General features: G+C 39.1%; 25 protein-coding genes. 5 read left to right on the forward strand and 20 right to left on the reverse strand.

Annotated elements, in window-relative coordinates; translation table 11 throughout:
* Window positions 1-6: 6 nt before the first annotated feature.
* The 7 genes from LX92_RS19820 to LX92_RS19850 all read right to left on the reverse strand — a co-directional run bounded on the left by LX92_RS19820 (window position 7) and on the right by LX92_RS19850 (window position 6,979).
* Window positions 7-852, reverse strand: coding sequence for an RluA family pseudouridine synthase (locus LX92_RS19820; protein WP_394340354.1), 846 nt, complete (start codon window positions 850-852; stop codon window positions 7-9).
* A gap of 251 nt (window positions 853-1,103) precedes the next feature.
* Window positions 1,104-2,069: a bile acid:sodium symporter family protein gene (locus tag LX92_RS19825; RefSeq protein ID WP_109654460.1), complete on the reverse strand. Its 966-nt coding sequence runs from the start codon at window positions 2,067-2,069 to the stop codon at window positions 1,104-1,106.
* Between the two features lie 149 nt (window positions 2,070-2,218).
* Entirely contained in the window at window positions 2,219-2,599 is a 381-nt protein-coding gene (locus LX92_RS19830) for a DUF2255 family protein (protein WP_109654343.1), read from the reverse strand.
* 141 nt (window positions 2,600-2,740) lie between these two features.
* Window positions 2,741-3,706 (reverse strand): tRNA dihydrouridine synthase, encoded by a 966-nt coding sequence (locus LX92_RS19835; protein WP_109654345.1) that lies wholly within the window; start codon window positions 3,704-3,706, stop codon window positions 2,741-2,743.
* 319 nt (window positions 3,707-4,025) lie between these two features.
* Window positions 4,026-4,862: a GNAT family N-acetyltransferase gene (locus LX92_RS19840; protein WP_109654347.1), complete on the reverse strand. Its 837-nt coding sequence runs from the start codon at window positions 4,860-4,862 to the stop codon at window positions 4,026-4,028.
* 267 nt (window positions 4,863-5,129) lie between these two features.
* Window positions 5,130-5,810, reverse strand: coding sequence for a CPBP family intramembrane glutamic endopeptidase (locus LX92_RS19845; RefSeq protein ID WP_109654349.1), 681 nt, complete (start codon window positions 5,808-5,810; stop codon window positions 5,130-5,132).
* Entirely contained in the window at window positions 5,807-6,979 is a 1,173-nt protein-coding gene (locus LX92_RS19850; protein WP_109654351.1) for a metallophosphoesterase, read from the reverse strand. The genes LX92_RS19845 and LX92_RS19850 overlap by 4 nt, the downstream gene beginning before the upstream one ends.
* Window positions 6,980-7,250: 271 nt before the next feature.
* Between LX92_RS19850 and LX92_RS19855 the strand changes: the two genes are divergently transcribed.
* Window positions 7,251-8,015 (forward strand): sensor histidine kinase, encoded by a 765-nt coding sequence (locus tag LX92_RS19855; RefSeq protein ID WP_223308425.1) that lies wholly within the window; start codon window positions 7,251-7,253, stop codon window positions 8,013-8,015.
* Window positions 8,015-8,704: a LytR/AlgR family response regulator transcription factor gene (locus tag LX92_RS19860; protein WP_223308424.1), complete on the forward strand. Its 690-nt coding sequence runs from the start codon at window positions 8,015-8,017 to the stop codon at window positions 8,702-8,704. The genes LX92_RS19855 and LX92_RS19860 overlap by 1 nt, the downstream gene beginning before the upstream one ends.
* Before the next feature lie 135 nt (window positions 8,705-8,839).
* Here LX92_RS19860 and LX92_RS19865 read toward each other — a convergent pair whose 3' ends face one another.
* Window positions 8,840-9,652, reverse strand: coding sequence for a hypothetical protein (locus tag LX92_RS19865; protein WP_146197878.1), 813 nt, complete (start codon window positions 9,650-9,652; stop codon window positions 8,840-8,842).
* 231 nt (window positions 9,653-9,883) lie between these two features.
* On the opposite strand from LX92_RS19865, the gene LX92_RS19870 reads away from it, so the two are divergent.
* Window positions 9,884-10,072 (forward strand): AraC family transcriptional regulator, encoded by a 189-nt coding sequence (locus tag LX92_RS19870; RefSeq protein ID WP_146197879.1) that lies wholly within the window; start codon window positions 9,884-9,886, stop codon window positions 10,070-10,072.
* Between the two features lie 130 nt (window positions 10,073-10,202).
* On the opposite strand, the gene LX92_RS19875 is transcribed toward LX92_RS19870, so the two are convergent.
* The 6 genes from LX92_RS19875 to LX92_RS19895 form a co-directional block, all read right to left on the reverse strand.
* A complete protein-coding gene (locus LX92_RS19875) occupies window positions 10,203-11,660 on the reverse strand; it encodes a serine hydrolase domain-containing protein (protein ID WP_109654361.1) in 1,458 nt (485 codons plus the stop codon).
* A gap of 333 nt (window positions 11,661-11,993) precedes the next feature.
* Window positions 11,994-13,568: an amidohydrolase family protein gene (locus LX92_RS19880; protein WP_109654363.1), complete on the reverse strand. Its 1,575-nt coding sequence runs from the start codon at window positions 13,566-13,568 to the stop codon at window positions 11,994-11,996.
* Between the two features lie 518 nt (window positions 13,569-14,086).
* Entirely contained in the window at window positions 14,087-15,580 is a 1,494-nt protein-coding gene (locus LX92_RS19885) for a YfcC family protein (RefSeq protein WP_109654366.1), read from the reverse strand.
* Window positions 15,581-15,759: 179 nt separating this feature from the next.
* Complete coding sequence (locus LX92_RS19890) at window positions 15,760-16,122, reverse strand: hypothetical protein (RefSeq protein ID WP_109654462.1); 363 nt, start codon at window positions 16,120-16,122, stop codon at window positions 15,760-15,762.
* A gap of 242 nt (window positions 16,123-16,364) precedes the next feature.
* Entirely contained in the window at window positions 16,365-16,616 is a 252-nt protein-coding gene (locus tag LX92_RS22665) for an SGNH/GDSL hydrolase family protein (RefSeq protein WP_211315898.1), read from the reverse strand.
* Window positions 16,616-17,128, reverse strand: coding sequence for a GDSL-type esterase/lipase family protein (locus LX92_RS19895; protein ID WP_211315899.1), 513 nt, complete (start codon window positions 17,126-17,128; stop codon window positions 16,616-16,618). The genes LX92_RS22665 and LX92_RS19895 overlap by 1 nt, the downstream gene beginning before the upstream one ends.
* A 784-nt stretch (window positions 17,129-17,912) precedes the next feature.
* Between LX92_RS19895 and LX92_RS19900 the strand changes: the two genes are divergently transcribed.
* Window positions 17,913-18,971, forward strand: coding sequence for a sensor histidine kinase (locus LX92_RS19900; protein ID WP_109654368.1), 1,059 nt, complete (start codon window positions 17,913-17,915; stop codon window positions 18,969-18,971).
* A 27-nt stretch (window positions 18,972-18,998) separates the two neighbouring features.
* Here LX92_RS19900 and LX92_RS19905 read toward each other — a convergent pair whose 3' ends face one another.
* The 3 genes from LX92_RS19905 to LX92_RS19915 all read right to left on the reverse strand — a co-directional run bounded on the left by LX92_RS19905 (window position 18,999) and on the right by LX92_RS19915 (window position 21,232).
* A complete protein-coding gene (locus LX92_RS19905) occupies window positions 18,999-19,745 on the reverse strand; it encodes a CPBP family intramembrane glutamic endopeptidase (protein ID WP_109654370.1) in 747 nt (248 codons plus the stop codon).
* Window positions 19,746-19,910: 165 nt separating this feature from the next.
* Window positions 19,911-20,579 carry an RluA family pseudouridine synthase gene (locus tag LX92_RS19910; protein WP_109654372.1) on the reverse strand — a complete coding sequence of 223 codons (669 nt, stop codon included), beginning with the start codon at window positions 20,577-20,579 and terminating at the stop codon, window positions 19,911-19,913.
* Window positions 20,580-20,641: 62 nt separating this feature from the next.
* Entirely contained in the window at window positions 20,642-21,232 is a 591-nt protein-coding gene (locus tag LX92_RS19915; protein ID WP_109654374.1) for a DUF1349 domain-containing protein, read from the reverse strand.
* Window positions 21,233-21,255: 23 nt separating this feature from the next.
* Between LX92_RS19915 and LX92_RS22520 the strand changes: the two genes are divergently transcribed.
* On the forward strand, window positions 21,256-21,396 hold the full coding sequence (locus LX92_RS22520; protein ID WP_170117902.1) for a hypothetical protein: 141 nt from the start codon (window positions 21,256-21,258) through the stop codon (window positions 21,394-21,396).
* On the opposite strand, the gene LX92_RS19920 is transcribed toward LX92_RS22520, so the two are convergent.
* The 3 genes from LX92_RS19920 to LX92_RS19930 all read right to left on the reverse strand — a co-directional run bounded on the left by LX92_RS19920 (window position 21,388) and on the right by LX92_RS19930 (window position 24,556).
* Window positions 21,388-22,818: a sulfatase gene (locus LX92_RS19920; protein WP_109654376.1), complete on the reverse strand. Its 1,431-nt coding sequence runs from the start codon at window positions 22,816-22,818 to the stop codon at window positions 21,388-21,390. The two genes, LX92_RS22520 and LX92_RS19920, sit on opposite strands and share 9 nt — an antisense overlap.
* Before the next feature lie 282 nt (window positions 22,819-23,100).
* On the reverse strand, window positions 23,101-23,514 hold the full coding sequence (locus tag LX92_RS19925; protein WP_109654378.1) for a DUF3052 family protein: 414 nt from the start codon (window positions 23,512-23,514) through the stop codon (window positions 23,101-23,103).
* A 436-nt stretch (window positions 23,515-23,950) separates the two neighbouring features.
* Window positions 23,951-24,556, reverse strand: coding sequence for a hypothetical protein (locus tag LX92_RS19930; RefSeq protein ID WP_146197880.1), 606 nt, complete (start codon window positions 24,554-24,556; stop codon window positions 23,951-23,953).
* Window positions 24,557-24,683 lie beyond the last annotated feature (127 nt).

Consider the following 24,683-nt stretch of genomic DNA (forward strand, 5'->3'; position numbering starts at 1 on the left):
ATAGCGCTATTGTAATGCATGGAATATTTTTTTAAACCTTTGGGGAAATCCATCCTTGAAATGCATTTCCCTATGGGTAAATGGATGGATGAATTGTAAGGAGTAGGCGTGTAAATACAACCCTTTCCCGTTTAAAATCAGGCCATCTGTCCCATATTCCTTATCGCCCAATATGGGATTTCCGATATGGGATAGATGTTTCCGCAATTGATGTCTTCTACCTGTTCGGGGTTCCAATTCCACCAAATTGAGCTGACCGAATCTTTCAGAGGGTACGGAGTCGCAAAGTGTATAATTCGATTGTGATTTTTTGCCATCAATCGCTGAAATGATTTCCCCTCTTTCGTCCATGTCACCCATGGTAATCGCGTAGTAGGTTTTTTTTACCGCTTTATTCTCAAATAGTTTGTTAAGGGCGCGAATGCTTTGGCGCGTTTTGCCGACCAATAAAATACCGGTGGTTGCGAAATCCAATCGATGCACGGGTTGTGGGGTTGTTGCATCGGGCAGATTGCTTTGTTTTAAGTTTTGGGGTAGGGCATGGGCAATGGTTTTAAAACTATTGCCACTGACTAAAATTCCTGCAGGCTTATGGATTATCGCCAAGTAATCGTCCTCGAATAAAACTTGAAGGGGAAAGACCAGTTTTTTCTTTGGTCTTGCTATTTCGGGAAGGGATAAGCGAATACATTCCCCACCATGGATAAAAGTAGCGGTAGTGGCCAGAACACCATTCACCGTAATACAATGTTTCTTCAATGCTTTTTTTAAGGCTGATTTTGTTGAAACCGCTTCAAATATACCAACACCGTATTCTTGGAGACGAATAGGGGTCGATTGTTTGGGGACGATATGGGATTCTGTTGGCGTGATACTGATCTTATTTTAGTAAGGAGAAGGCATAGGAGCCTTATCCATAAACAAATTCTAATCTGATGTAAAGATAATGCCTATTTACTTTTATACTTATGGTGCCATTTTTTAAGGGCAGCATCGCTATTTAAAATAAACGTAGAGATTTCCTTAGCTATCATTATGGTCTGATTTTACCCTTGACCAAGAGACTTTTTCTTTTTTTCATTCGTCCAAAAAGCAATATCCGCTCACCTTTCTTCCAGCCCCCTTTTTGATGCCACCATACTGATGATCAACAATTGTATGGCGTGAAACAACATAAGGGGCAAAAGGATAATACCTATTGTAGCGATGTTTCCAAAGATTATTTTAGAGAATACGGTTCCGTGTACCAATGATTTTTTCGTTCCACAAAATTGGGCGGTAATTTGATCTTCAGTATTGAATTTCATTTTTTTGGCCAAGAAACCTGTTAAATAAAACAGGATGCCGAACAGCGCAAAAACACCTATAAGGAGTAACAGCAAATCCAATACGGATACCGAACTGAAGATGTCCCCATCAAATGACCGTGCAAAGCTTTTATAGATGATGAGTAGGATAACGGATTTATCGAACAAGGTCAACTGTTTCGTGTGTTTTCGGGCCATTTCCCCAAAAAAGCGCTGTAAAAGCATTCCGATTATCACTGGTAAAATGATTTGAACAAAGAGTTTTATATAGATGTCGCTAAAATCAAAATCCGTTTGGGCATTATGAACAAACAAGCCCATCCATAAGGGTGTTAGGGCCACACCTATGATCCCAGAGATACTGGCATTGAAAATGGCCGCGGGTATATTGCCCTTTGCAATGGAAACCATGACCACGGATGAGGATACGGTCGAAGGAAGTGCCGCTAGGAAAAAAAACGCCAACCAGATGAGTTCCTGTTCCTCGTTTTGGATGAAGGGCCGAAACACCAAAACCAATAAAGGGAATATCAGGAATGTGGATGCTTGCACGAGAAGGTGCAACTTCCAATTTTTAACTCCGGCTTTTAATTTTTCCGGACTCAATTTAAGTCCGTAAAAAAAGAATATAAGTGAGATTCCAATGGCACTGATCGTGTCGATGGGGATTTTACTTTCCTGTGTTCCCCATTGTGGAAATATATAAGCGATGCCAATGACCGCTATAACAGCTAGCACAAATCCATCAATCTTTATTTTCATGAAACTTTCTTTGTTGCGATACACCGAATAACGGATTTGGCGATATCATAAAAAGGTACGGACCCATTAAACAGGCCCGATACCTATATTGTTTAAAGTAATTGTTTTGTCGCTTTGGGTAAGGTAAACACCCTTTCTAGGGATGTTTTCTATTCATCCCCGTCATATAAAAATTCCATGGTATAGTCGGCATATTCAGGTTGTGAGATTCCTTCGGCATATTTTAAATTTTCTTTCTGATTGTATTTGTTCAAATATTCCTTGTCGATCAACGTGTTCAGTGGATCATTATTGTCAAGTTTTACACCTTTAACGTTAATGATATTTCGTCCATATTTAATTTGTCCACATCCCGAAGTTAAAAATTCGGTAAACCAACTTTTATGGCTTTTATTCCAACTTCTGGCAAAAATTCGATTGTCGACTTCAACCATCCAGATGTTTAAAAAAGTGTCCCTACTTTTTCCTCCTTTGATCCTCACAAGGGTATTGGCTTTTAGATAATGATGAAAATGGGTTGGAAATTCCATAATTGTACCTTAATTACACCCAAGGTGTTTGTTCATGGTTTGTTTTTTTGACAAGAACGAAGTTAATATAAGTAAACGAACCAAGGAAAAATCCGTTCGATTTTCAATAATAGCACGACCTCTATCCATCCACTTCTATTTTTACAATGTACTTCCAATTTTCATCTCCGTATGTAGGATTTGATCGACGGCTTGTCTGTATTTTGCGGGATTTGAAGCCTTTTTTATGGCTTTGTATGCTTTTTGTGGGTTTGATGTAGATCGGGAAAAGTACTCCCAAAATCCCAACATCTTCATTTTTATCGGGGTTGGTCCAGAAAGGTAGGCGTCATATTGCCGATAAATAGTGTCATGGAATTCCGAAAAAATAGACCATCGGTCTTTCGGGTATTCCGTGGTGTCATTCTTTATCATACGCGGTAAAAAGGGATCTGCGATCAAACCACGGCCGATCATAAAATGATCGATGTTGGGAAACCGTTTTTCAATGGCTTTAAAAGCGGAAACACTGGTAATGTCCCCGTTATAATACAACTTGTGTTTGGTGCTATCGATGCATTTTTCAAAAGCATCCAGATTTACGGGTCCCTTATAGAGTTGCTTTCCAATTCTGGCATGAATAGCGATGTTCTTTAATGGATATTGATCTAATATGGGGAAGGTGTCCAGGATTTCCTCTGCGTTTTCGTATCCCATCCTCATTTTCATGGAAACCAGGATATCCGTTTCGTTGTGTGCCCGATGCAAAATCTCATTGATCTTTACAGGCTGGCAAATTAGGCCAGAGCCCATTCCCGATTTGGTAACCATGGGATAAGGACATCCTAAATTCCAGTTTAATTCCTTATAGCCCAAGCTTTGCACGTATTTGGCAACATATATAAACTCGTCGGCACTGTTGGTAATGACTTGTGGGATTACCTCCAAAGTCGTGTTGTTTTCCGGTGCTAGATCGTTTTGATAGGATTGCTTTATTTTAAGTTTGCCATTTAGCCTAATGTATGGTGCATAGAATGTATCGATACCACCAAAGTAATGGTTAAAGGCATTGCGAAACCTGAAATCGGTAAATCCTTGTAAAGGTGATGAAAGCAGCGTAGTGGCCATTTTGTTGTTTAATTGGGCAAAGATAGGGTAATTGGTTGATGGTTTCGGTTTAGGAATATACTAGGGGTAATGGATGTCAGTTGATATCAAAAAGGCGGATTCCAATATGAACTGGGAGTAATTTTGGATCACGGGACCGGGGGTTTAGGCTGTTTTCCAGTTCGCAAACGTACAAATTTGGTACGGGATGATTGAAATTTTAGCGAAACCCACAGTTGTATGAGAACGTTGTTTATCCCCAACGTGACATCCCTTTAATTACGGAAATGGAATTGATAGCGTGGGTGCAAGTCCCTTTAGGGAGGAGCCGGTTATCCCATTACCCCCTTTTTATTTTTAGTTCCATTTCATATTGGTTGATTTTATTATCCAATCCAATACTCATTAATTGATTGATTTTTTCCTTAAGACGGTCGTCTACATTATTGATTTTTATTGTAGTTGAAATTTGTTTGATTGCGGAAAACAGTCTCTCCCAACTATCGGTACCTTTTGTGTTCAATAGGTCAAGTTGTGCCAAATAGCCACTATCAGGCTTAATGATAAAAAACGATTCAGGCTCATTGTTGGTATTCAAAACTTGAAAGTAATTGTAAATTCCATTTAGTAATGATTCTTTCTGATTGTCCCAAGAATATAATTCTTGATTAGGAAGTTCTTCCCACCTTACATCATTGCTTTCGATTTCTTTTATTTTAACCTGCTCCAATATTTTTGGTAGTATGGCCCCATGGAAGCATTTGAAGTTTTTACATATTTCAAAACCAATGGCTTTATAAGTCCGAATAGCTATTGTATTCCCGGTTATGACTTCCAGTTTTATTTTCATTATGCCATTTTGTTCTAGATCCTTAATAGCATATTTATAAATTGAATGGATTATCCTTTTTCCCCTATATTCAGGAAGAACCCCTGTTCCTGTATTGAATGCCGTTAAAGTTCCTTCTCTTTTATCTATAGCGTGAATGATAAAACCTACCAACTTTCCTTTGTCGAACATTCCATATGAATAATTGAAATCGACTTTGGCAGCTTTCCATCGTTCTTTGTAATAATCCCTATCGGTAGGCATTTTTACATAATAGTTTTCAAATGCGTTAAAAAAGCAGTTTAATAATTCGTCAAATGCTATGTTTGATAAATTCTGTACTATCATTTTATTGGAAATAACGGTTTTGGTATATGATAAGTAGCGGGTTTATGAGCATTTTTCTTCCGGTTTAGCCATATAGATAGCAGAAAAGAACTAAACATAGGGTAGAATCCTTAACGGCTATTTTTCTATACATACGTTGTATCTAGCGAGCTCGACATCCTTTTGATCACAGAAATGTAATTATTTTTTCGAGAGGGCACAAGTCCCTTTTGGGTTGATCCGACTATTCAATCGGCGATTGTTTTTTGATAAAAAAGACCATGTTAATTACAATAACCGTTGCACCCATTCAGAGAAAATATCGTACTTATTTAAGCACAATAGTGTTATGCCAATGGTATCATTAAATCCGTGAATCAATACAAGTAGGAGTAGATTATTCCTATTCCTATTGAACAGTATTGAAATGCATAAGGACCATAGAAACACAGATACTATCCCAACAGTTCCTTGGTAGGCATGGGATACACCAAAATAGATGGAAGTACCGAGTGCCGAGAATAACCAGGCTTTATTTGTATTGCCTAATAATCCGGCCAATGCTTTCATATAATAACCGCGAAATAAAAATTCTTCCCCAAAGGCGGCAAATACCCATACAATAAGCATTAAGATTAGATAACCGGCTAAATTCCCTTTTATGTCGTCCAAGGAGGATAGATCATAAGGGCCCAAGAACTGTATCAGTATCGGATCGATGATGACATCAAAGGCCATAAAAAGGATTACGGCTATCAGGAAACTTTTTATAACGGTTTTTAGGGTTATTTTTTTTCCGATACCAAATCTTGACCAATCAAAATCACTACCCCATAAAATGGCAAAGGCAACCCCAAGTCCGAAAAAAAAGACAAAATTCCGGTCTATAAAACCAAACAATGGCGCCACAAGCATTGTTAAAACAACGGCGTAGGGTTTTGTTAAGAATGTGTAAACTTTAGCTTTCATAATGCTGTTTTTTCTCCGTTTGCTTTTATACGGAAGTATTTTTTTTCCTTTATAAGGAGGCCCTCCGATTTTTTTGTCGGCCAATTGCTATTGTAATCCTTAGGGTGTTTTACATCAATAGCAAAGACTTTACCGTCGTATAGTTTCTTGACTTTCCGTTGAAGCGTATGGCCAACCACAATGGCATCCGCATTAAATTTATGGATGCCTTTTTCGACCTCCTCTTGTGATATATCATCGTTGAAATAACCTCGATACCAACATATCCCTTTTTTGTTGGAAAGGATTAATTGGGCAGCGGTTGCTTTGGGTTTGGGAAAGTAAGAATGATGGTAGTTATCCCTATTGATTTGGTTGACCTGATCAATGGTAATATCATGATTTGCGATATCCGGGTGAATGCCACCGTGGGCAAAAAGATTGCCATTGATGAGTTCCAAGGTGTTTTTAGATGCCATCCATCGTCCAATAAATGAATTTTGATCATATAGGTCGTGATGTTGTTTTCCCAGTATCGATGCAACCCCATAATATTTATAGGAAGCGGATTGGTATTTCCCTTGCATATTATAAAGCTCGTGGTTGCCTATTATAAAATGCACTTGACCTCCTTGTTTTTGGGCTTCCTGTTCCAACTTGTAGATAAACCAAAGGACTTGGGTGGTTGAAAAACCCCGATCAACAAAATCACCGACCAGAACCAAATGGCCCTTATCGAAGGTCCAATCCAATTGCCTATTGATGACCTTATTTTGAATAAGAAAATCCCGAAATGTTTTATAACCACTTTCAATATCTGAAATCGCGAAAATAGGTTCATTGTCCTTGTAGACACTTTTAGGGACTTTAAACCCTGATTTTAACGTAAAGTTGAAGGTTGTGGCGTCTAACGGAAAAAAACAGCTAGCCGCTATAGCTTCCTTCGTACTATATGCTTCTTGGTCTAAATAAAAACCTTCCGTTTTATTTCCTCTTATATAATTTACGCTAAAGGTGCTATCTGTTTCATAGAACACATAAGGTCCCTCCTTATCCAAATTGACGGCCAAAGGGTTATTTCCATATTCAAAACTTCCGTTTAAGGAAATTAACGTGACAATGCCAATTAGTAATAGCACTAGTAAGGTACCTAGTATATGTTTTACATAGCGAATGATCTGTTTCTTCATGTTGATTGATTTTATGACTGTTCGTTTTTTGATGATGGCAAAGATGATGGGATGAACTTGGTCTATTGAATTTTTGTGATGAGTCGCCTATTTTGGGGGACACATAAAAAGGGAGAACTTATGAAGTCCGTTCGTAACGTTTTACAGGATATACAACCCTTAAAAGGCTATGTTCATCACAATTACTGGTTGCCCTTGTGGATTCCACTACTTTTGTAACATGATTTCGACACTAAAAAAAAATAATTGGCTCGTTGTTAAAATAATAGCCATGGTATCTATCGCCATTCCGCTGGGTATAATGGTTTATGAGTTTATTTTACTCGGCAATGAATCTGTGGTATTTTTAGAGGATTACCCTGTAGCCATCGGTGTGATCATTATTATCTACTATACTATTCTCTTGGTGATCGGCATACTTTGGATACTATCACAACTATCTGCTTTATTGACCTTGAGGAACGAAACCAAGAAGCATGAAATTATGCATTTACAGAATCAGGTAAATCCGCATTTCTTTTTTAATATGTTGAATAACATGTATGGCTTGGTTGATAAGGACACTGATAAGACCAAAAAACTTATATTGAAGCTATCGGAGTTAATGCGGTATAGTATTTATAAAGGGGAACGAACCAGTGTTACCTTAGAGGAAGAGGTCGCTTACATTCAAAATTACCTCGATTTACATAAAATCAGGTACCATAAGCCTATTGATATTCAGTTTAAGACCGATATTGGGAAGAATGGTACAATAATGCCATTACTACTGATCATTCTCGTTGAGAACGCTTTTAAGCATGGAGTAGAAAATTTAAGGGAAAATGCCTATGTTCATATCAACCTAATGTCCGATGCCAAAAAGATGGTTTTCGAGATTGAGAATAACTTTGATGAAAAGGAGATACCGAAAAAAGAGGGGATAGGATTGAAAAACCTGAAGCGAAGGTTATATTTGGCATATCCTAAAAAGTATACCCTTACGACCACTTCAATGAATTCTATCTTTAAAGCCAAACTTGAATTACAATTATAATGCGCTACCTAATTATAGACGATGAACCCATAGCACACGATATTATAAAAGGGTATTGTGACCTATTGCCGAATATGGAATTGATGAAGCATTGTTATGATGCCTTGGAAGCGCTCGATTATTTGCGTGAAAATACGGTAGACCTATTGTTTTTGGATTTGAATATGCCCAAGTTGAAAGGTTTTGAGTTTTTAAAGACACTGACCAACCCTCCCAATATCATTGTAACCACTGCTTACCAAGAACATGCGCTCGAAGGGTACGAATTGAATATTACGGATTATTTGTTGAAACCCTTCAGTTTTGAACGCTTTTTAAAAGCAGTCAATAAGGTGGGTAGTTCCGCACAATCCGCAACAATTGTTGCATCGACCGGGGAATCAAAGGTTAGTGTATTTCTTTACAGTGATAAGAAACACGTACAAGTTAAACTTTCAGACTTATTGTATGTTGAAGCTGCAGGTAATTATGCCAAGGTGGTTTTAAAGAAAAACACCTTGGTGATTCGGGAAAAACTATCGGATGTATTGGAAATGCTACCCTCCGATGGATTCATACAAGTACATAAATCATATATAGTTGCCAAAGTGCATATTAATACCATTGAAGGAAATAGAATTATAATTGATGATACTATAATTCCCATAGGAAAGTTGTACAAAACCAATGTTCTTGACGTATTGAAATAGAGGTGATCGGTCATATTGCGAAATGACAGGGCTGAGCTAACTGATAACCATATACCCTAGTTGCTCGATGATGCTTCTTGCTATGTTGAACATTTAAAAAGGAACCAAATAGAAATAAAACAAGGATAAATGACACTATTCCTGTAATACGTCCGTCTTTTTAAATTCAAGACTTCTTGCCTTCAGATATTCCCATAGCTCCATCGAATTTGCTGCCTGCGATAATGTTGAAAAATCCTTTTGTGACATGCAATAGGTTAGAAATCCGTCAATGTTCGTTTCGGGAATGCCGAAATTATCTGATATTGTTTTCTTTGGGAACTTGGCTATGATTTCTTTTTCGAACTCCATGTTCTCATCGCGGGCTACCATTTCCTCGAAGGATTTGGTTCTTCCAGAAATTTTATTCATTAATTTATGTGTGTTTATCACTAGGGCTATCCCATAATAATGAACATATTTTCCTCGATCAGCTTCTAAAAGTAACCGTTCACTTTGGGTCATTACTTCAATATCGGCATTTGGCAACCCCAATGATGATGAAGTAACATTGGGTTTGATGGCAAGCCTTTCAAGATCAAGGTCAATCTTACCGGTTAGGTTGTAGGGTGTAACGGTGACTTCTTTTAAATTTATAACGTTATCCACGAGATTCACGACAAGCGGATTTTCAAGCAAGATTGAATCGGTAATACTAATTTCCTTTGTTTTGTATTGAACCGCAGTAAATCGAAGTGTATCCTTTAAGTTAACTTCAATAGTGAACCTTCCCAAAGCGTCAGTAATCGTCGATTTTTTGGAATTTAGGTTGATAATCAATATGTTGGAAACATCATTTTTAAAGCTTTTGGCCTGTCCATGTAACCGCGTTGTTTTTTCTTGACCAAATCCAGTAAATGGGGCCAACACTATTATTAAAGGTAGTAAAAACTTTAAACGCTTCTGCAAGAGTTACATTTTGGAATTTGGATGAAATGCTTTTTTAAAAATAAATGATAATGTGATTGTGTATGGATTAAGTGTGCGTTTTAACATCCAATTGGGAAATACATAAAGAACCAGTCCGACTGCCAGGTGTGAAACAAATGCGGTCAAAAGGGTGGAATAAAAATCCCATAGCAATGGTGATTGGTTTACTAGGCGGAGCAAAACCAGTACAATTTATCCAACCGAGGATTTATGATGACCAAAGGAACAAGAAACCAGATGATGTTTATTTGGAACCCCATAAAAGGGATTTTTGTAATAGCGATAGCTGAGGTCGTCGATGCCTTTGTTTTTAATGAGGTGGCCCATTTTAATCAGTGCTTTAAACGGACCATCGGTATGCCGGCCACACAATTTCGTAAGCAGCAAATAGGGGAATAGTCCAATTGGATTTTTCACGGAATGAACCAACCTTAAGTAATGGTCAATACGGTTAACTGCCTAACACTTTGTGTTCGCTAGAAGGTCTGTGCCTATAATGGTTCGATTGTGATGTTGGCGGTGGCTTCTTTTATTTACTTAACTTCAGAATATAGGCTTGGGCATTTTTGTTCTTGGGATTGAGTTCCAATGATTTTTTATAGTTCTTTAAAGCGTTGTCATCATCTTTGAACATAAAATACGCTTCGCCGAGACTATCGTATAAATTTGCATTTTCAGGGTCTTCTGAAACGGCAAATTCAAATACCCTAATTGCTTTTTGTATTTGGTTGTCATAGAGCAGGTTATAGCCAATATTGTTGAGGTAATTGGATGATGCAAAATATTGGGTGCTGTCAATTTTCAATTCCCTATATTTCTCAAAGGCTTCTTTAGGGTTTTCCATGAACATAGGTTCTACCAATGACCATAAATTGATTTTAGGATATTCGATAAGATCGTATTCGATTATATTGTAAAGGCTTGCCCAATCATTTAGCGCATCATCCGATTTATTGTTCATGATCAGTACGAGTCCATAATCAGAATCGGGGCAGACCAAAATACCACTTTGTACGCCATTTGATGTACCGGTCTTGGAATAATAAAAACCTTCTTTTTCGGCGATTCCCACATCCCATAAATAACCAGTACCACCATCCTCATCCTTAAACAAAAAACGGGTAGACTCTTTGATGAAGGGGGCGTTCCCCTCCAATTGGAATTTCATGAATTTGGTTAAATCGGGGAGTGTTGTAATAATCCCATAAGCACCACCGAGTAAGGGATTTTTGTCTAAGGGGGCGGGCTTTCTGTTTTTGTCATAACTAGTTGAAAGCTCATCCTTATGCGCATCATAATCCTGTAAATAACTATGGTTCATATCCAGTTCCTTGAAAAAATCGGTAAGCAAATCTTTATAGGGGCGTTTATAAACTTGTTCCAGGATATGGGCGACCAATTCAGGTCCAATATTGTTGTAATCGTAATAAGTCCCTGGTTTTTTATCCAATTCAACGGTCTTAAGTTCCTCAAATAGCTTGTTCATATTATAATCAAACGCCCTGTTTTCATAGTAGCCTTCAGCAGTTTTTTTATACACTGCTGCCAATGTATTAGGCGTCTTAAAACCCAGGGTATGGGTCAATAGGTTCCTGATTGTAACGGGTTGCCCTTCGAATTCCAGTCTAGGAAAGTCCGTATTAAGGTATGTGTTTATGTCATCATCCAGTGTGATCTTACGTTCTAGGACTGCCTTGGCCGCGAGGGATCCAACAAAGACTTTTGAAATTGAGGCAATTTCATAAAGAGTATTGTCATTAGGGGTATTGTGTACGCCATTATCGATCTCTCCATAATAATTCTGGTAGATGGCCCCATCCTTATATAGGGAGACAGCCAACGAATTGATATTTCCTTTATTTAACGTATTCTGGGCATATTGGTCGATTAATTCTGTGAGTTTTTCAAAAGTAGCATCTTCCGTTTTCTTACTAGGTGCACAGCCCATAAGTAGTATACCAACAATGGTGAGGATTATTTTTTTCATTGATTATATTTGGTTGAAAGACATTCTTTTAGTGTTTTTGTTACAGTTTAAGGGATATGGGTGCCAACGGATACACAGACGTACGAGTGTATGCTAGGTTGCGATTGCCCCTAAAATTACTAGGCAGCGATGAAAAAGCAGTACGCAAAGTACATTTTTATATGGATTTATAGTCATATCCCTGTGGTGATGGCCCATTAAAAAAGGCTAATCCCATACAAGATGCGGGGCACGTGTTATTAAAAAAATACAGAGGTCAATTGCAAAGGACTGGATAAAGGTTTTTTACAAGGATGTTGTTGTACATTGTTTAATATGGGAAGAATGGTTCATTTAATTGACGTCATCATATGGGGCGGTTAACTTTTTCCTTTCGATCAATTTTCCGTTGATAAGTACAAATTGAATATCGTTATAGGCTTCCAATGTTTCCAATGGATTTAAATTTAGGATTAAAATATTGGCTGTTTTACCAATTCCTAATGTTCCGATCGAACCAATTAAACCAAACGCTTTCGCATTATTGTAAGTAGCGGCTTTAAAAATTTGTTCCAAGGGAACTCCGGCATCGAACCAATGTTGCATTTCCAAATAACCATTATATCCTGGTGGATGGGTATACATGTTCATTGCACCGTTATCTGTACCGAACAACAAATTGGCATTGTTCTCAGCAAGCAGCCTTACTACCTTTTGGATCTTTAATTCATAGGACTTATAAAGTTCCTCAAACATTTCCTCATCACTGCTGAATTGACTCCTTATTGGATTAAAAAAGTGGGGGTTCATTTTTTCAAGAAACTTTGGTCTCGCCAAAATTATATTACGCCCCCATTGGGCCTCTTCCGATTGCAGCCAATCCACATAGCTCGGCGTATATAGTGATTTGAGAATTGGAGCATCCTTAAAAGTATAGTCAAGAATATCCTTTTCGGCTAGTATAACCCTAAAAGTCGGTTGATAACCAATATGCTTGTTTGAAATTTCGAGCAACAGTTTTTTATGGGTCTCAGGAAGGTTGGTGTTTAAAAATTCTTCCGGATGTGCGGTCCAGTTCCACATAGCATGGGCGATAATATCGATATTTGTTTCAACAGCAAATTTTTGCCCCTCATAGGAGGTTGCGTGCATAACCACAAGCAATTCCTCAGCATGGGCTTCGGCAACCAAATCTTGCATTATCTTGACCGTGGGAACTTCCCAAACCTGTTTAAAACCTGAAGAAGCATCCTCATACAAGGTCTTGACGCAAATATTATCCTCCAATGCAATCCCTGAAATAAGACTGGCCACGGAATGTTCTTCAAGATGTATGGAATCTGGATATTTTACGTTTTCATTGTATTTGTCATGTAGAAAAGGCAATTTGTAACGCTCATTTTGAGGTTCTTCATTCATGACCATTTCGAAATCATCCATTACCTGTACTTTTTTGCCACAGGTATAAATCTCGGGTCTTATTGGTGCATTCTTTAGTGTTTTTATCGTATTTGGCGCATAATTATCAACATCGATTAGTGTGGTATATCCAAAATACAGAAAATTCTTTGGCAGTCTCTCAAAGTATTCCTGTACCAATAATGCATGGGACTTTCGTTGTCTAAAATTTATACCAGCAATATTGTTGAGATGGACATGACTGTCAATTAAACCGGGAATGGCATATTTCCCATTTCCGTTTACGGTTTTGAAACTTCCTTTTACATTAGGTTTTTCCTTGCCGGAATAAATGATCTTGGCGTTGTCTATAAGAATGAATCCTTTGTGGTTTTTAACTTCACCATTTTCGTCTGAAGCAATGATAGAGACATTTTCGATCAACAAACCTTCGTTAACGATAAAAGGCCCTGTGGAAGTTCCACAACTATAAAAAAGGGCAATTAGCAATACGGCGATAATTTCTTTCATGATCTTCGGGTATACCTATTTGACTGCTTAGCGTTCTTTTTGTTACAGGAATTAGGACATATCCGCATGATGTATAGGTAGGGGCATGCTCTAAGACACTTTCTTACAATGTGCCGATTCCGGGCAATTTCAATCAGGGTTTTTACTTTTTCTTCCAACGGATCCTAATCGAATATACCATGAATGCCCGTTGTTATTTTGATGTATGGCATATCCATTGATTTCTAATACGGCCTATTCTATATTTTTTCCAAATTATTCATTCAGGCTTCATCCAAAGTGTTTTGTAAATAAGCGATACGCCAAATAGAAAAACAAAGGGGAAATCAGTTGAAAATAAAGAGATTTAAGGATAATGGTGTTTTTCATGGAAAAGATGTGATGCATCTTCCTTGGGACAAGAAAAAGTATTGAGGAAGTTATAAGCATAAACCAAAAGAAGAAAGCGTAAAGAATCCCATTTTTGAACTTATGCACCTGCCATGAATTGCACACCTTGTTGTGGTGTTGTTATTATTTTAATAGACGGAAATAGTCAGGAAAGCCATGATGGTCAATAATAATACCAAAAGAAGGGGCATTACAAATTTCAACCACTTATTGAACCCGATTTTCACTACAGCCAATGCCGCTAATATTAAACTTGTGGGGTTAATCAGATAAAATAGGCCCATACCATATTGATAGGTGTCAACGATGGTTTCCCGTCCTATATTGACAGTATCCGCCAATGGCGACATAATCGGCATTGTCAATACGGCCATTCCTGAAGAGGATGGCATGAAAAAAGATAAACCGCCATAGATAAAAAGCATGAAGTTTGTAAAAACACCTTTGTTCATCCCTTCGGTTATTGTACTGGCATGATATAAAATAGTATCGCTAATAAGTCCGTCTTCCATTAAAATGGTAATACCTCTAGCGATACCAACAATAAATGCCACACTAAGCAACGTTGAAGCGCCCTTAACGAACTCCTCTATAAAAACACTTTCCTTCATCTTGGCAATAAAGCCTATGATAATGGCACCAACAAGAAATGTAGCCGTCATTTCCACAAACCACCAATCCAAAAAGGAGACACCAATGATCATAACCAAAAAACTTAACGAAAACACGACCATAATAAGCCTCAGTCTAGGTGTGAATTTCATTGTGGTATTCATCGTATTTAATCCGAAAAGCGCTTCCAACTCTTCTTTTTGTTCATAAACAAGGGATTTTGATGGATCGGCTTTAACCCGTTTGGCATAACGAAGAATATAGAGAATGGTAATCACTAGACAAACGACCAATATGATCAAACGATTTTCGAGTCCCGTTGTCCAATTTATGCCGGCTGCATCCGAAGCAATAATGGTCGAAAACGGGTTTATGGTAGAACACATTGACCCAATGCCGGAGCCAAGAAAAATAGAGGCAAGTCCTACCATCGCATCATATTTGGCAGCTAGGAAAACAGGAATTAAGATAGGATAGAATGCCATGGTTTCTTCGGCGAGACCAAAGGTTGTACCTCCAGCGGCAATAAGTGTCGTTACTACGATAATAAGAATATACTCTCGCCCTTTAAGGGTTTTTGACATCCAAGAAATTCCGGCATCAAAGGCTCCAGTGAAATTCATTATGCCTATCAAACCTCCAATTATGAGAATTAAAAAAATGATATCGGCAGCGGCTATTATGCCTTTTACAGGCGATTTCACCAATTCGGCAAGGCCTTGGGGCCTTGATTCCAGTTCTTTATAGGTATTTGGAATGGCAATGGGTTTATAGATGTCCCCATCCACAAATTTTTCAATGGGGATTTTTATATTCAGGTCATCCAATGTCTTTTGGGTTGCTGGTAATTCAATGCTCTTTTCCTGGCTGGTTTTTAAGAATGTATCGCTTTGGGCATGGTACATCAGCGTATCATATTTACCTGCCGGAACCAACCAAGTTAAGAGAGCGACAATTATGGCAATAAGGATTAGAATGGTTTGGGCAGTTGGGAATTGGCGTTTTTTCATTGATGGTTTCAGTATCGATTCTAAATTGTTCCATGTTTATAATCGTTTGGTTATGATTGCGTTGCGGATGCCTTCTGAGAAGTAGCGGACGAGTTGATGCGCCGGCGTCCATATTTTTCAGCCCAAGACCAAACCAGTGCATAAAATTAAGGATTTTCCACAGGAAAATACGATCGCAATTAATTATAAGTATTGTTTTGTGGAGGATTTTTTTCGGTCAATAGCTGTGAAATATTTTCTACTTTTTGAAAGTCTGCATCCACTAGCCAGATTTTTAAATTCCGATCAATCATTTCCAATTGAAGGTTTGCCTTATTCTTAAAATTGCCTTGAATTGAACTAGAGACGAATATGCCTACCATTAAACTAAAAAGAGAAACAAGCCAATCTGTTTTTTCCGCATTGAGCTTTACATTTTTCAAATCTTGATATAAATAGTTGCCGCTGTTATTGGGGTCAGACCTATCAACGATCTCAAAGCCGTTCGATTTGAGGGTGATTTTCAGTTTTGGTTTGCTTCTTAATGTTACCGTTTGCTCCATATTAACGTATTGATATTCACGTATACGCAACGGTCGCGGTTCTGGGTTGTTGCGTGGTTGATCACCCAATATAGCAAATGTAAACCAATTGGAATCCCGAAGTTTCGGGACATAATCCCAGAGGCTTTGGGGGTTTGTATGTAAACTTCACTAAAGGATACGTTTCATTCCAACTTCCGGTATGCACTGCGTTTTTGTCAGTAACAAACCAACCATATTGATCATAAGGGCAGACAAAAACACTAGTTAACCATCAGTTTTTCAATCTGGCCCTCAAGGGTTTTAAACATTAGCATATGACCTTCAGCATTGGGATGAAGATAGTCTGGCATCAATTCCCGGTTAACCATCCCTTCCTCATTATAATAAACAGGACCAATATCGATGTAATGGATAAAAGGGTTCTCTTCTGGGAATTTTGAAATGATATTGTTTGTGGCTTTATTTATATTGTCCCTATGGTTTGGTTTATTACCATAAGGTAAGATACCCATCAAAAGGATTTTTGTATTGGGAAGTTTTTATGGATGATCGTACAGATCTTCCTTATACCACCTGCTAGTTCTTCAGGGGTACTTATGGTAAGGTAATGATTACCATCTGTGTTATTGGTTCCGATCAAGACAACCGCTACTTTGGGATTTATATTTTCAAGGGAACCATTTTCAAGTCTCCAAATTACATTTTCCGTTCTATCACCGGAAATTCCCATATTTATGGTGTTGTAAGTATCAAGGTGTTTTTGCCAAACCCCCTCTCGATCCTTGTTATCCATTGTATGGAAAATTGAATTTCCAACCAGTATCATTTCAGAATTCGGATTTAATCTATTCAATATTGTTTGATGTTGGTTGATCCACCAAACGCCTTCTTTTTTAACGGCAAGAGAGGCTGGGTTTTCCATTATTTCAGGAATCCTATTGTTTTCGGATGTAAAGTGCTTTTCATTATTTCTACAGCCAAATAAAATAAATACCCCTATAATGGAAAGTAATAATTTGTTCATGTCCTTTTTGTTATTTGAATAATGTTTCTTTTTAGACCCTGTTTTTTATGGAATGGAGAGAAGTTTGAACTAAGCGAAGTGCGAAGGTACACCGCCTGTTGTGAAAGTGGGCGGGTAGGTGCGCTGGCATGGTTTCCATCTAGGCGCTAAGCTAAAGCTTTTTGTTTTGATTTTACTTTTTTGACCAAAGCAAAAATCGATTATGTCTTTCATTAATATTTCAAGAATGATTTGAGTAAATGCACTACAACTTGTTGATAGAAGCACTCCAATAAATTTCTTACAAAAAAACACGAATCGCAAGTGTATTCGGAAAAAATCGCGATGTAAGTGCTTACACGTGTGTACCAATGTGTATGAACGATTGGTATCCATTAATAAATTACCAATCTCCTTGAAAATCAAAACCATACATGACCCTGGTAGGTTGGGTAGTTGGTGCACCTATGTGCGTGGTGATCGCCCATAGGTCGGTAACGTCTCGTTAAACAGCGACCAGACCTTGTAGGGCCTGTAACAGACAGGGAAACCCTATATGCGGTTTTGGGCAGGGAACAACAGTCATAGGTTCATTTATTTATCCGTTGCCTAGGGCCGATATGTTGGTTAAATTGTTTTTATTTGCCGAGCATTATTCCGTAAAACCTATAGAATCCTGTCCATGTATAAACCTTGCGTTGGTTTTAAACCGCTTACCGTATTTGAATTTCCTAAAAGTAAGACCAATAACTACCTAGTTTTATACGTTATCAAATGAATTACCCTATCAAAACCGCCAAAACCAATGAATAGCCAATTAGCACCTTTCTTTGATCTATCTATGGATTGCCTCTGCATTGCCAATTATGAGGGGTATTTTGTGAATATCAATCCAGCCCTTGTAGAATTATTGGGGTATAGCGAGACCGAATTAAAATCAAGACTGATTTCCGAGTTCATTTATGAAGAGGATAGGGAGCGTACGGCTAAGAATAGACAAAACTTGTTGAAAGATGTGGCACTGGTGAATTTTGAAAACCGATATGTGTGTAAATCCGGAGAGCTTGTCTGGCTCCATTGGACATCCATACCCGTAGCGAGCGAACAGTTGGTCTATGCCATCGCCAAGGATGTTACCCATAAAAAAGAATTGGAGAACGAACGTATTTCGCATTTAAGCCAACTTTCCCAGGTAAACAATGAACTTAAGCAACTGAACTATACAACTTCCCATGATCTACGATCGCCAGTGAATAATTTGATATCGATGGTCGATTTGATCGATATGGGCAAGATAGAGGATGATGATACCTTGGAGATACTCAGTTTTATACGGCTTTCCGCAGAAGGCCTAAAGACTTCCCTGAACACCTATATCGATGCGTTCAAGCAGAATGATGATACGAGTGATAAATTTGAAGTGGTCACTTTCAATACCGTACTACAGAAGGTCCAAAGTACCATAAGCTCCTTGATCAGGACGGCAGGCGTGGAGTTCCAAGTGAATTTTTCAGGTATGGAAAGTATCTTGTTCAATGCCGCCTATATGGAGAGTATTATGCTGAATTTCATTACCAATTCAATCAAATACGCACGACCGCATGTACCTCCCGTTATCTCGATAACCTCCGAAGAAAAGGACGGTAAAAAAACGTTCACCTTTTCCGATAATGGTCTTGGTTTTGATATGGAGAAGGTGGGACACCTTATCTTTAATTTAAACCAAAGGTTCCATGGTAATGAGGATAGCAAAGGGGTGGGGCTATATTTGGTGTACAACCATGTAACCAGCCTTGGGGGTACGATCAGTGTCGATAGTGCCGTCAATGAAGGTACTACGTTCACGATTACCTTCAAAGCGTAACCACACTGTGTTCCCCGAAATTTGGAATCAGTTGAGGGCGTAGAAAATACAATAGATCATTCCCAGGTTAAAGGCGGCATGACAAATTACCGCTCCCCATAAGGATGTCGTTTTTTGTCTGCATCGGTAAAATAGGATACTGACCAAAAACATGCTTAAGACCCAAATAAGGGTTGGGAAAGTCAGAAACCTCCATTCTTCTTGTATGTATACCAATCCAAAATGGGAAATATGGGTCAGGGCAAAAGCTGAACCATCAATGATCGATGCTTTGGTATTTCCTACGGATTTCGCAAAGCTTGAATGAACAAGACCCCTAAAAAAGAATTCCTCACCGATCGGACTGAAGATCATTCCGGTTATGGCCATTATGAGGAAAAGCACCAGTTTGTCATTGGGTTGTATCCCAGTCGGGATATTGTATGACTTACCGATATAGACATACCAATTTTCAAAGGAATCCTTATATAGCAGTTCCCCTAGAAAATAAAGGAACACACTAAAGATCAAGCCCCAGAGAATAGCCAAAACCAACCAATGCCGATTTTTGGGTGTTGTCAATCCAATGGCTTTTCGTCCGTTCTTACTCAAAAAAATGAAGGGTGCTATGGCAGAAACCATCATGATCAGACCGATATAACCGTAATTTGCCGTTTCATTGGCGTTCAAGACCAAAATAAATCGCGGAATGCAGATCAGAAGGATCAGGAACAACCCAAACTTCCAATTAAAATCAAAATAGTTACTCCAGAAGGGTTTCAGTTCCTTTGCCATGGTCGTTTTTGATGGTGGTTTTACGGTTTTTATGCTGACGGATGGTGAAGGGGAATTGCCGTATACGAAAGGTGTAAAACCTTGGTTTTCATACCAAACATACTAAAAACGCTTAAATTATCCGAAGGAACGCAAGAAAGGGCCTTTGATTTTTTACAACAAGGTTCACAAGGACTTAAAGGACCAAAAATCGTTTTTTGGCAAAGGGGCTTCGAAGGTCTTGTATTCCTGGGAACCCGTGGTTTGATAGGTTATTTTCCAGGCGTGCAGACAAATGGATAGCGGGAGGTATTCCTGGTCGGAACCATATTTTTCATCCCCGATGATGGGAAGTCCTATATGGGCCAATTGGGCCCTGATTTGGTGGAATCGACCCGTTTTTGGTTTGATTTCCAAAAGATAACCCAAATCGTTTTGGTTGATGACCTGATAGGAAAGCATGCAATTTTGGGTGTCCTTTGATTTAGATGCGACAATGTCCGCTCTTTTTTCCAGATTGTTCTTTACCAGGAAATTGACCAGGGTTCCCCGGTTCTTTGGTGGCTTGTTCTTCACAATGGCCAAATATGTTTTTTGCACTTTCCGGTTACTGAAAAGTTTGTTGAATTCCACCAGGATACCTTTTTTCTTGGCCATGACCAAGACACCGCTTGTTACCCGATCCAATCGGTGTATTATTCCGATATAGGGCTTTCGTTTATTATTTGAAAGGTGATCAAGGACTTGATTTTCAACGGTGAGGTTCTCGTATCGACTTTTTTCGCTTATAAGTCCGGCCCTTTTGTTTACGACGATAAAATCGTTGTTCTCATATATGACTTCAAGGTTCGGCATCAGCAGTTCTCTTTTTCAAATTCCAACATGGTATCCATACGTTCAAGCAGTTTGGTTGTCGGCTATTCCATATTGTTTTTCAACCACTTTTTGCGTTCCGAGTCGGGAAGATGAATGACCTCAAAGTCCTCAAACAAAGCTTTAAATCCATCGCCATCAGGTGAAGCGGCAGTAAGGCCGACCATAACCGGGGTGTTTTTTGGAAAATAGGCCAACCGCATCATTGTAAAGTCTTGATTGTCCAATGAGTACATGATTTCTATGGCATCCCCGATCCGTTTAAGCTTAAGCCATATCGATTTGGGGTTTTCTGGTAATGCGACAACACTCCAATCGCTCTTTTTTCGGGTAACCACGGCACTAAGGTTGATAATCCCATCTACAAATTCAACCCCCGTCTTGACCCAGTTTTTTTCGTCCTTTCGGACCATAAGACCCATTTGGTCGAACCTGCTTTGATATTCGCCCGTGATTTTCACGTTGGCCTCGAATTCACCCCCAACGTTCAAATAGCAAAATGGTCCATCGTCAACCGTAAATCCGTAATGCGCTTTTCTCCAATAATCGGTGTAGGGGGTAACGAACATCGATAAGGAGGAATCATTTATCATTTCCCATTGGTCAGGCTCATTGAACCATTGAAATTTCTTCATGCTTGTTTTTTCTAATTATTCCTATGATAAATATAGTCGTTTCCTATGGAACCTTAAAGGAGGGGCGGCAAGGATATCAACCCAAAACCCTTAAAATGAAAATAGGGGTTGAAATGAAGGACTGTGCCATGGCCTTTTGCAGGATACCTTGCGGATTACTGTAATTTGGCCTTTATGGCATTCGTCAATTCCTCGACCAATTCAGGATGGTTATTGGCAATATTCTTGGTTTCATCCCCTGTAGCCGTATGCTCATATAACTCGGTAAAACCATCCTTATGTAGGGTCAGTCGATGGGTGGCGGTCCTTATGGTCGTGGCATCCGCCTTATAAGCGATAGCCTGATGGCCCACCGCATCCGGCTTTTCCAATAATCCCTTTAATGAAGTGCCTTGGGCGAATGCAGGGGTCTGTACCCCCGTTAGATCACATAGGGTAGGGAAGATATCAATCGTCGCTACAATGGCATCCGTTTTAGAACCCTTTCGATCCATGCCGGGATAGTGGATGATCATAGGGGAATGTAAGGATTCCTCGAACAGACTATGCTTGCCCCATATAGCATGTTCCCCTAAATGCCAACCGTGGTCACCCCATAGAACAACGATGGTATTTTTATCCGCTCCTGTTTGTTTCAGTGCAGCCAGTACTTTTCCCACTTGGGCATCCGCATAGCTCACACAGGCATAATAATGACGTCGCACTTCATCTGCAAAGGCCTTCTCTGTATTGGGATCTTTACCCCAAAGGTTGTAGTTCCTGAATTCATTGGAATTATGCCATGTGGTTTCCCCTTCGGGCTTTTGGGGATGCGCTATTGGGGGAATATCAACGCCCTCATACAAATCAAAATAGCGTTTCGGGGCTCCAAAAGGCAAGTGGGGTTTGATTATTCCTACCGCCAGGAAAAAGGGTTTTTGGTCATCGGCGGAAAGGGCCGTTAATTGCTTTAAGGCTTCCGATGTTATGGCACCGTCGGGATAAATGGTGTCATCACCCTCAACGGTTTGGTAAACATCCATATCGGAAGCTTTTACACGGATTTCCCCATGCGCCAATCCGTGCATCATACCACGGGGATGTTCCCATTCCGCAACGGGCATAAGGTGTTTGTCCCAAGCTTTGGGGATTTCGATTATTGAACTGTCATTCCAATCCGCACCCCCCATTCCACCTGGGTGATGGGATACCTTTCCCACGGAAACCGTGGTATACCCATGGGTTCTGAACCACTCGGGCATACTGGGGTTTATGCCTTGATCCCCTTGTTCGGTTTTCTTTGCACGGAGGAAAAGCGCATCATTGCCTGCAGGTCCGTATTGGCCCGTTAACAGGGTATATCGCGATGGGCCACAGCTTGGTGCATTGGCAAAATGTTCTAGGAAAGAGACACCATTCCGGGCCAATTTATCAATGTTTGGAGAGCTTATATGGGTTGCACCAAAGCTTTTCAATTCGGGTCGAAGATCATCGACACAGATAAGAAGGATATTGGGGAGTTGCGTGGGTTGTGGTTTTTTACAACCCGTCATCAGAACGGCATATAAAGCGATACAGGCAAGGGGAATTGGTTTCCTTATTCTCATTGTTGGTGGTGGTATTTATAAGCGGGTGTTTTCAATACAGGCATGTCACGGCGGGTCCTTGAAGCACACAGGCAAATTTATCAATCTTTGGGGCCGGATCGATCATTATCCTTAAAAAACAATTCCTTGACCAATAGTGCTTTTTCACGCCATACGTCGATATAGCTACAGGTCATGGAATGGGATAAATACTTCGGGGAGCACCATACGATACTTAAAGGTAGGGACTTTCAGTGGAAATTTCCGTATACCGCATTTTGACCGGTAGCCCATAGTTGGTATTTAGGTTCTGTCTTTAACGGGAATAACGAATTTTAAACCGGACCAAGTCTCATCTATCGCACAAACCTTAATATCCACAAGACCATTGCTCAGGCCAATTTCCCTAACTATATTACCATTAAGGTCCGATTCGACCTTGGATGCTTTTTTAGGCCATGAAATCCAAATAATGCCATTTTGTGCTATTTCCTGTCGTAACTGGGTGATATCCCCAATAAGTTCCGCAGTTGTCTTGGCGAAATAATGTATAAAGTCCTTCTTGGTTTTTACATCGTTTATATGATCTGTTTCAGAAGGGAAATCCTTGAAAAGTTTATAATAATAAGCAGGTTGATTCACAATTTTGATTTTGAATCCCGCTTTGATACCAAGTTTTTTTGCGAGGGGTGTCCCCGAATATCCTGTGGCCTTCATAATTACATTTGTTTTTGGTTTTAGTACGATAGTTTTCCGTGGGGAAATCGGAAACTTGCAAACGGGTAACTACCATTGGAGGGGTAAAACCCATCAATTTTTAAATCAGGTTTACAATTAGGACTTAAGATATTCATTTCCGTTATTTTCAACAATACTTCCAACCGATTTTATTCCGTTTGTAGTAATAACAGGACTTCCGACATAGTGATCCATTACATCCATAGAACAAGTAACGCCTAGGGTCGGGGTAGTAATGAAATCTTATTATGTAGCGTGTGTCACGTACGATAAGGCGATAGCAGTAGGGGAGTGGTACAGTTTTATTATAACCATCCCGTTGCGTCTGGATAAAATTTGACCGACTCTGAGAATAAACATCAACCTATTGAAAATCGGGTATTCGTGTCGTTACGTACTAAAGGGTAAGACCGGTTTAGTGAATTTCAATGTTCTTGAATTCATCTTCAAAATCCTCATTTTCGTTGTTCACAATTTGAATGTCGAAAGTTTGCTTGTTTATTTCAATGAAGTATCTGGTATGGTTCCCTTCAACACCAGAAAGAAAAGAACTATAGTTCAATTTGTACATTTCAATGCCCTTGTTTCTCTTAAAGGCACTTTCCCCAAGGTGGTAGATCAAACCATGGTTTTTGGAAGCATCTTCTAAATACTGCTTCATCAATTTCAATATGACTTTTGAAGTGCCATAATTTACGGGAATATAACTTGGAAGCTTCTTTATAAGAATAAAATTTACCGGATTGGTGGTATCTGAAAAGATCGTGATTCCATCATTTGGGGATTCGATATTGGAAATCCACATTTCGATAATATTGGATGGAATATCCTTCACTCCAAACAACCTTTTTGAAAACTCCGCTTTGTCAATAGTGATGTATTTTTTTGGAAGGAATAGGGTGACATCCGAATATTCCAGGTCATTCCGGGCATATTCCTCAGCGCTAAATAGACCTTCCTTGTCCAAAGTGTTTTTACATGAGAACAGCAATAAAATAATAAGAACGGAAATTGGCTTCATATATGGGGAAGGTTTGTCGTACGATTATGTGTCTAACGTTTTTACCCATATTATGTTGCGTATTTCCGTATTTGGTGTAGCAAAAAATGGAATCGAAATCCTTCTGAATTTTCCTGGACGGTATCAA

This window comes from Maribacter polysiphoniae (assembly GCF_003148665.1).
GTDB classification, from domain to species: Bacteria; Bacteroidota; Bacteroidia; order Flavobacteriales; family Flavobacteriaceae; genus Maribacter_A; species Maribacter_A polysiphoniae.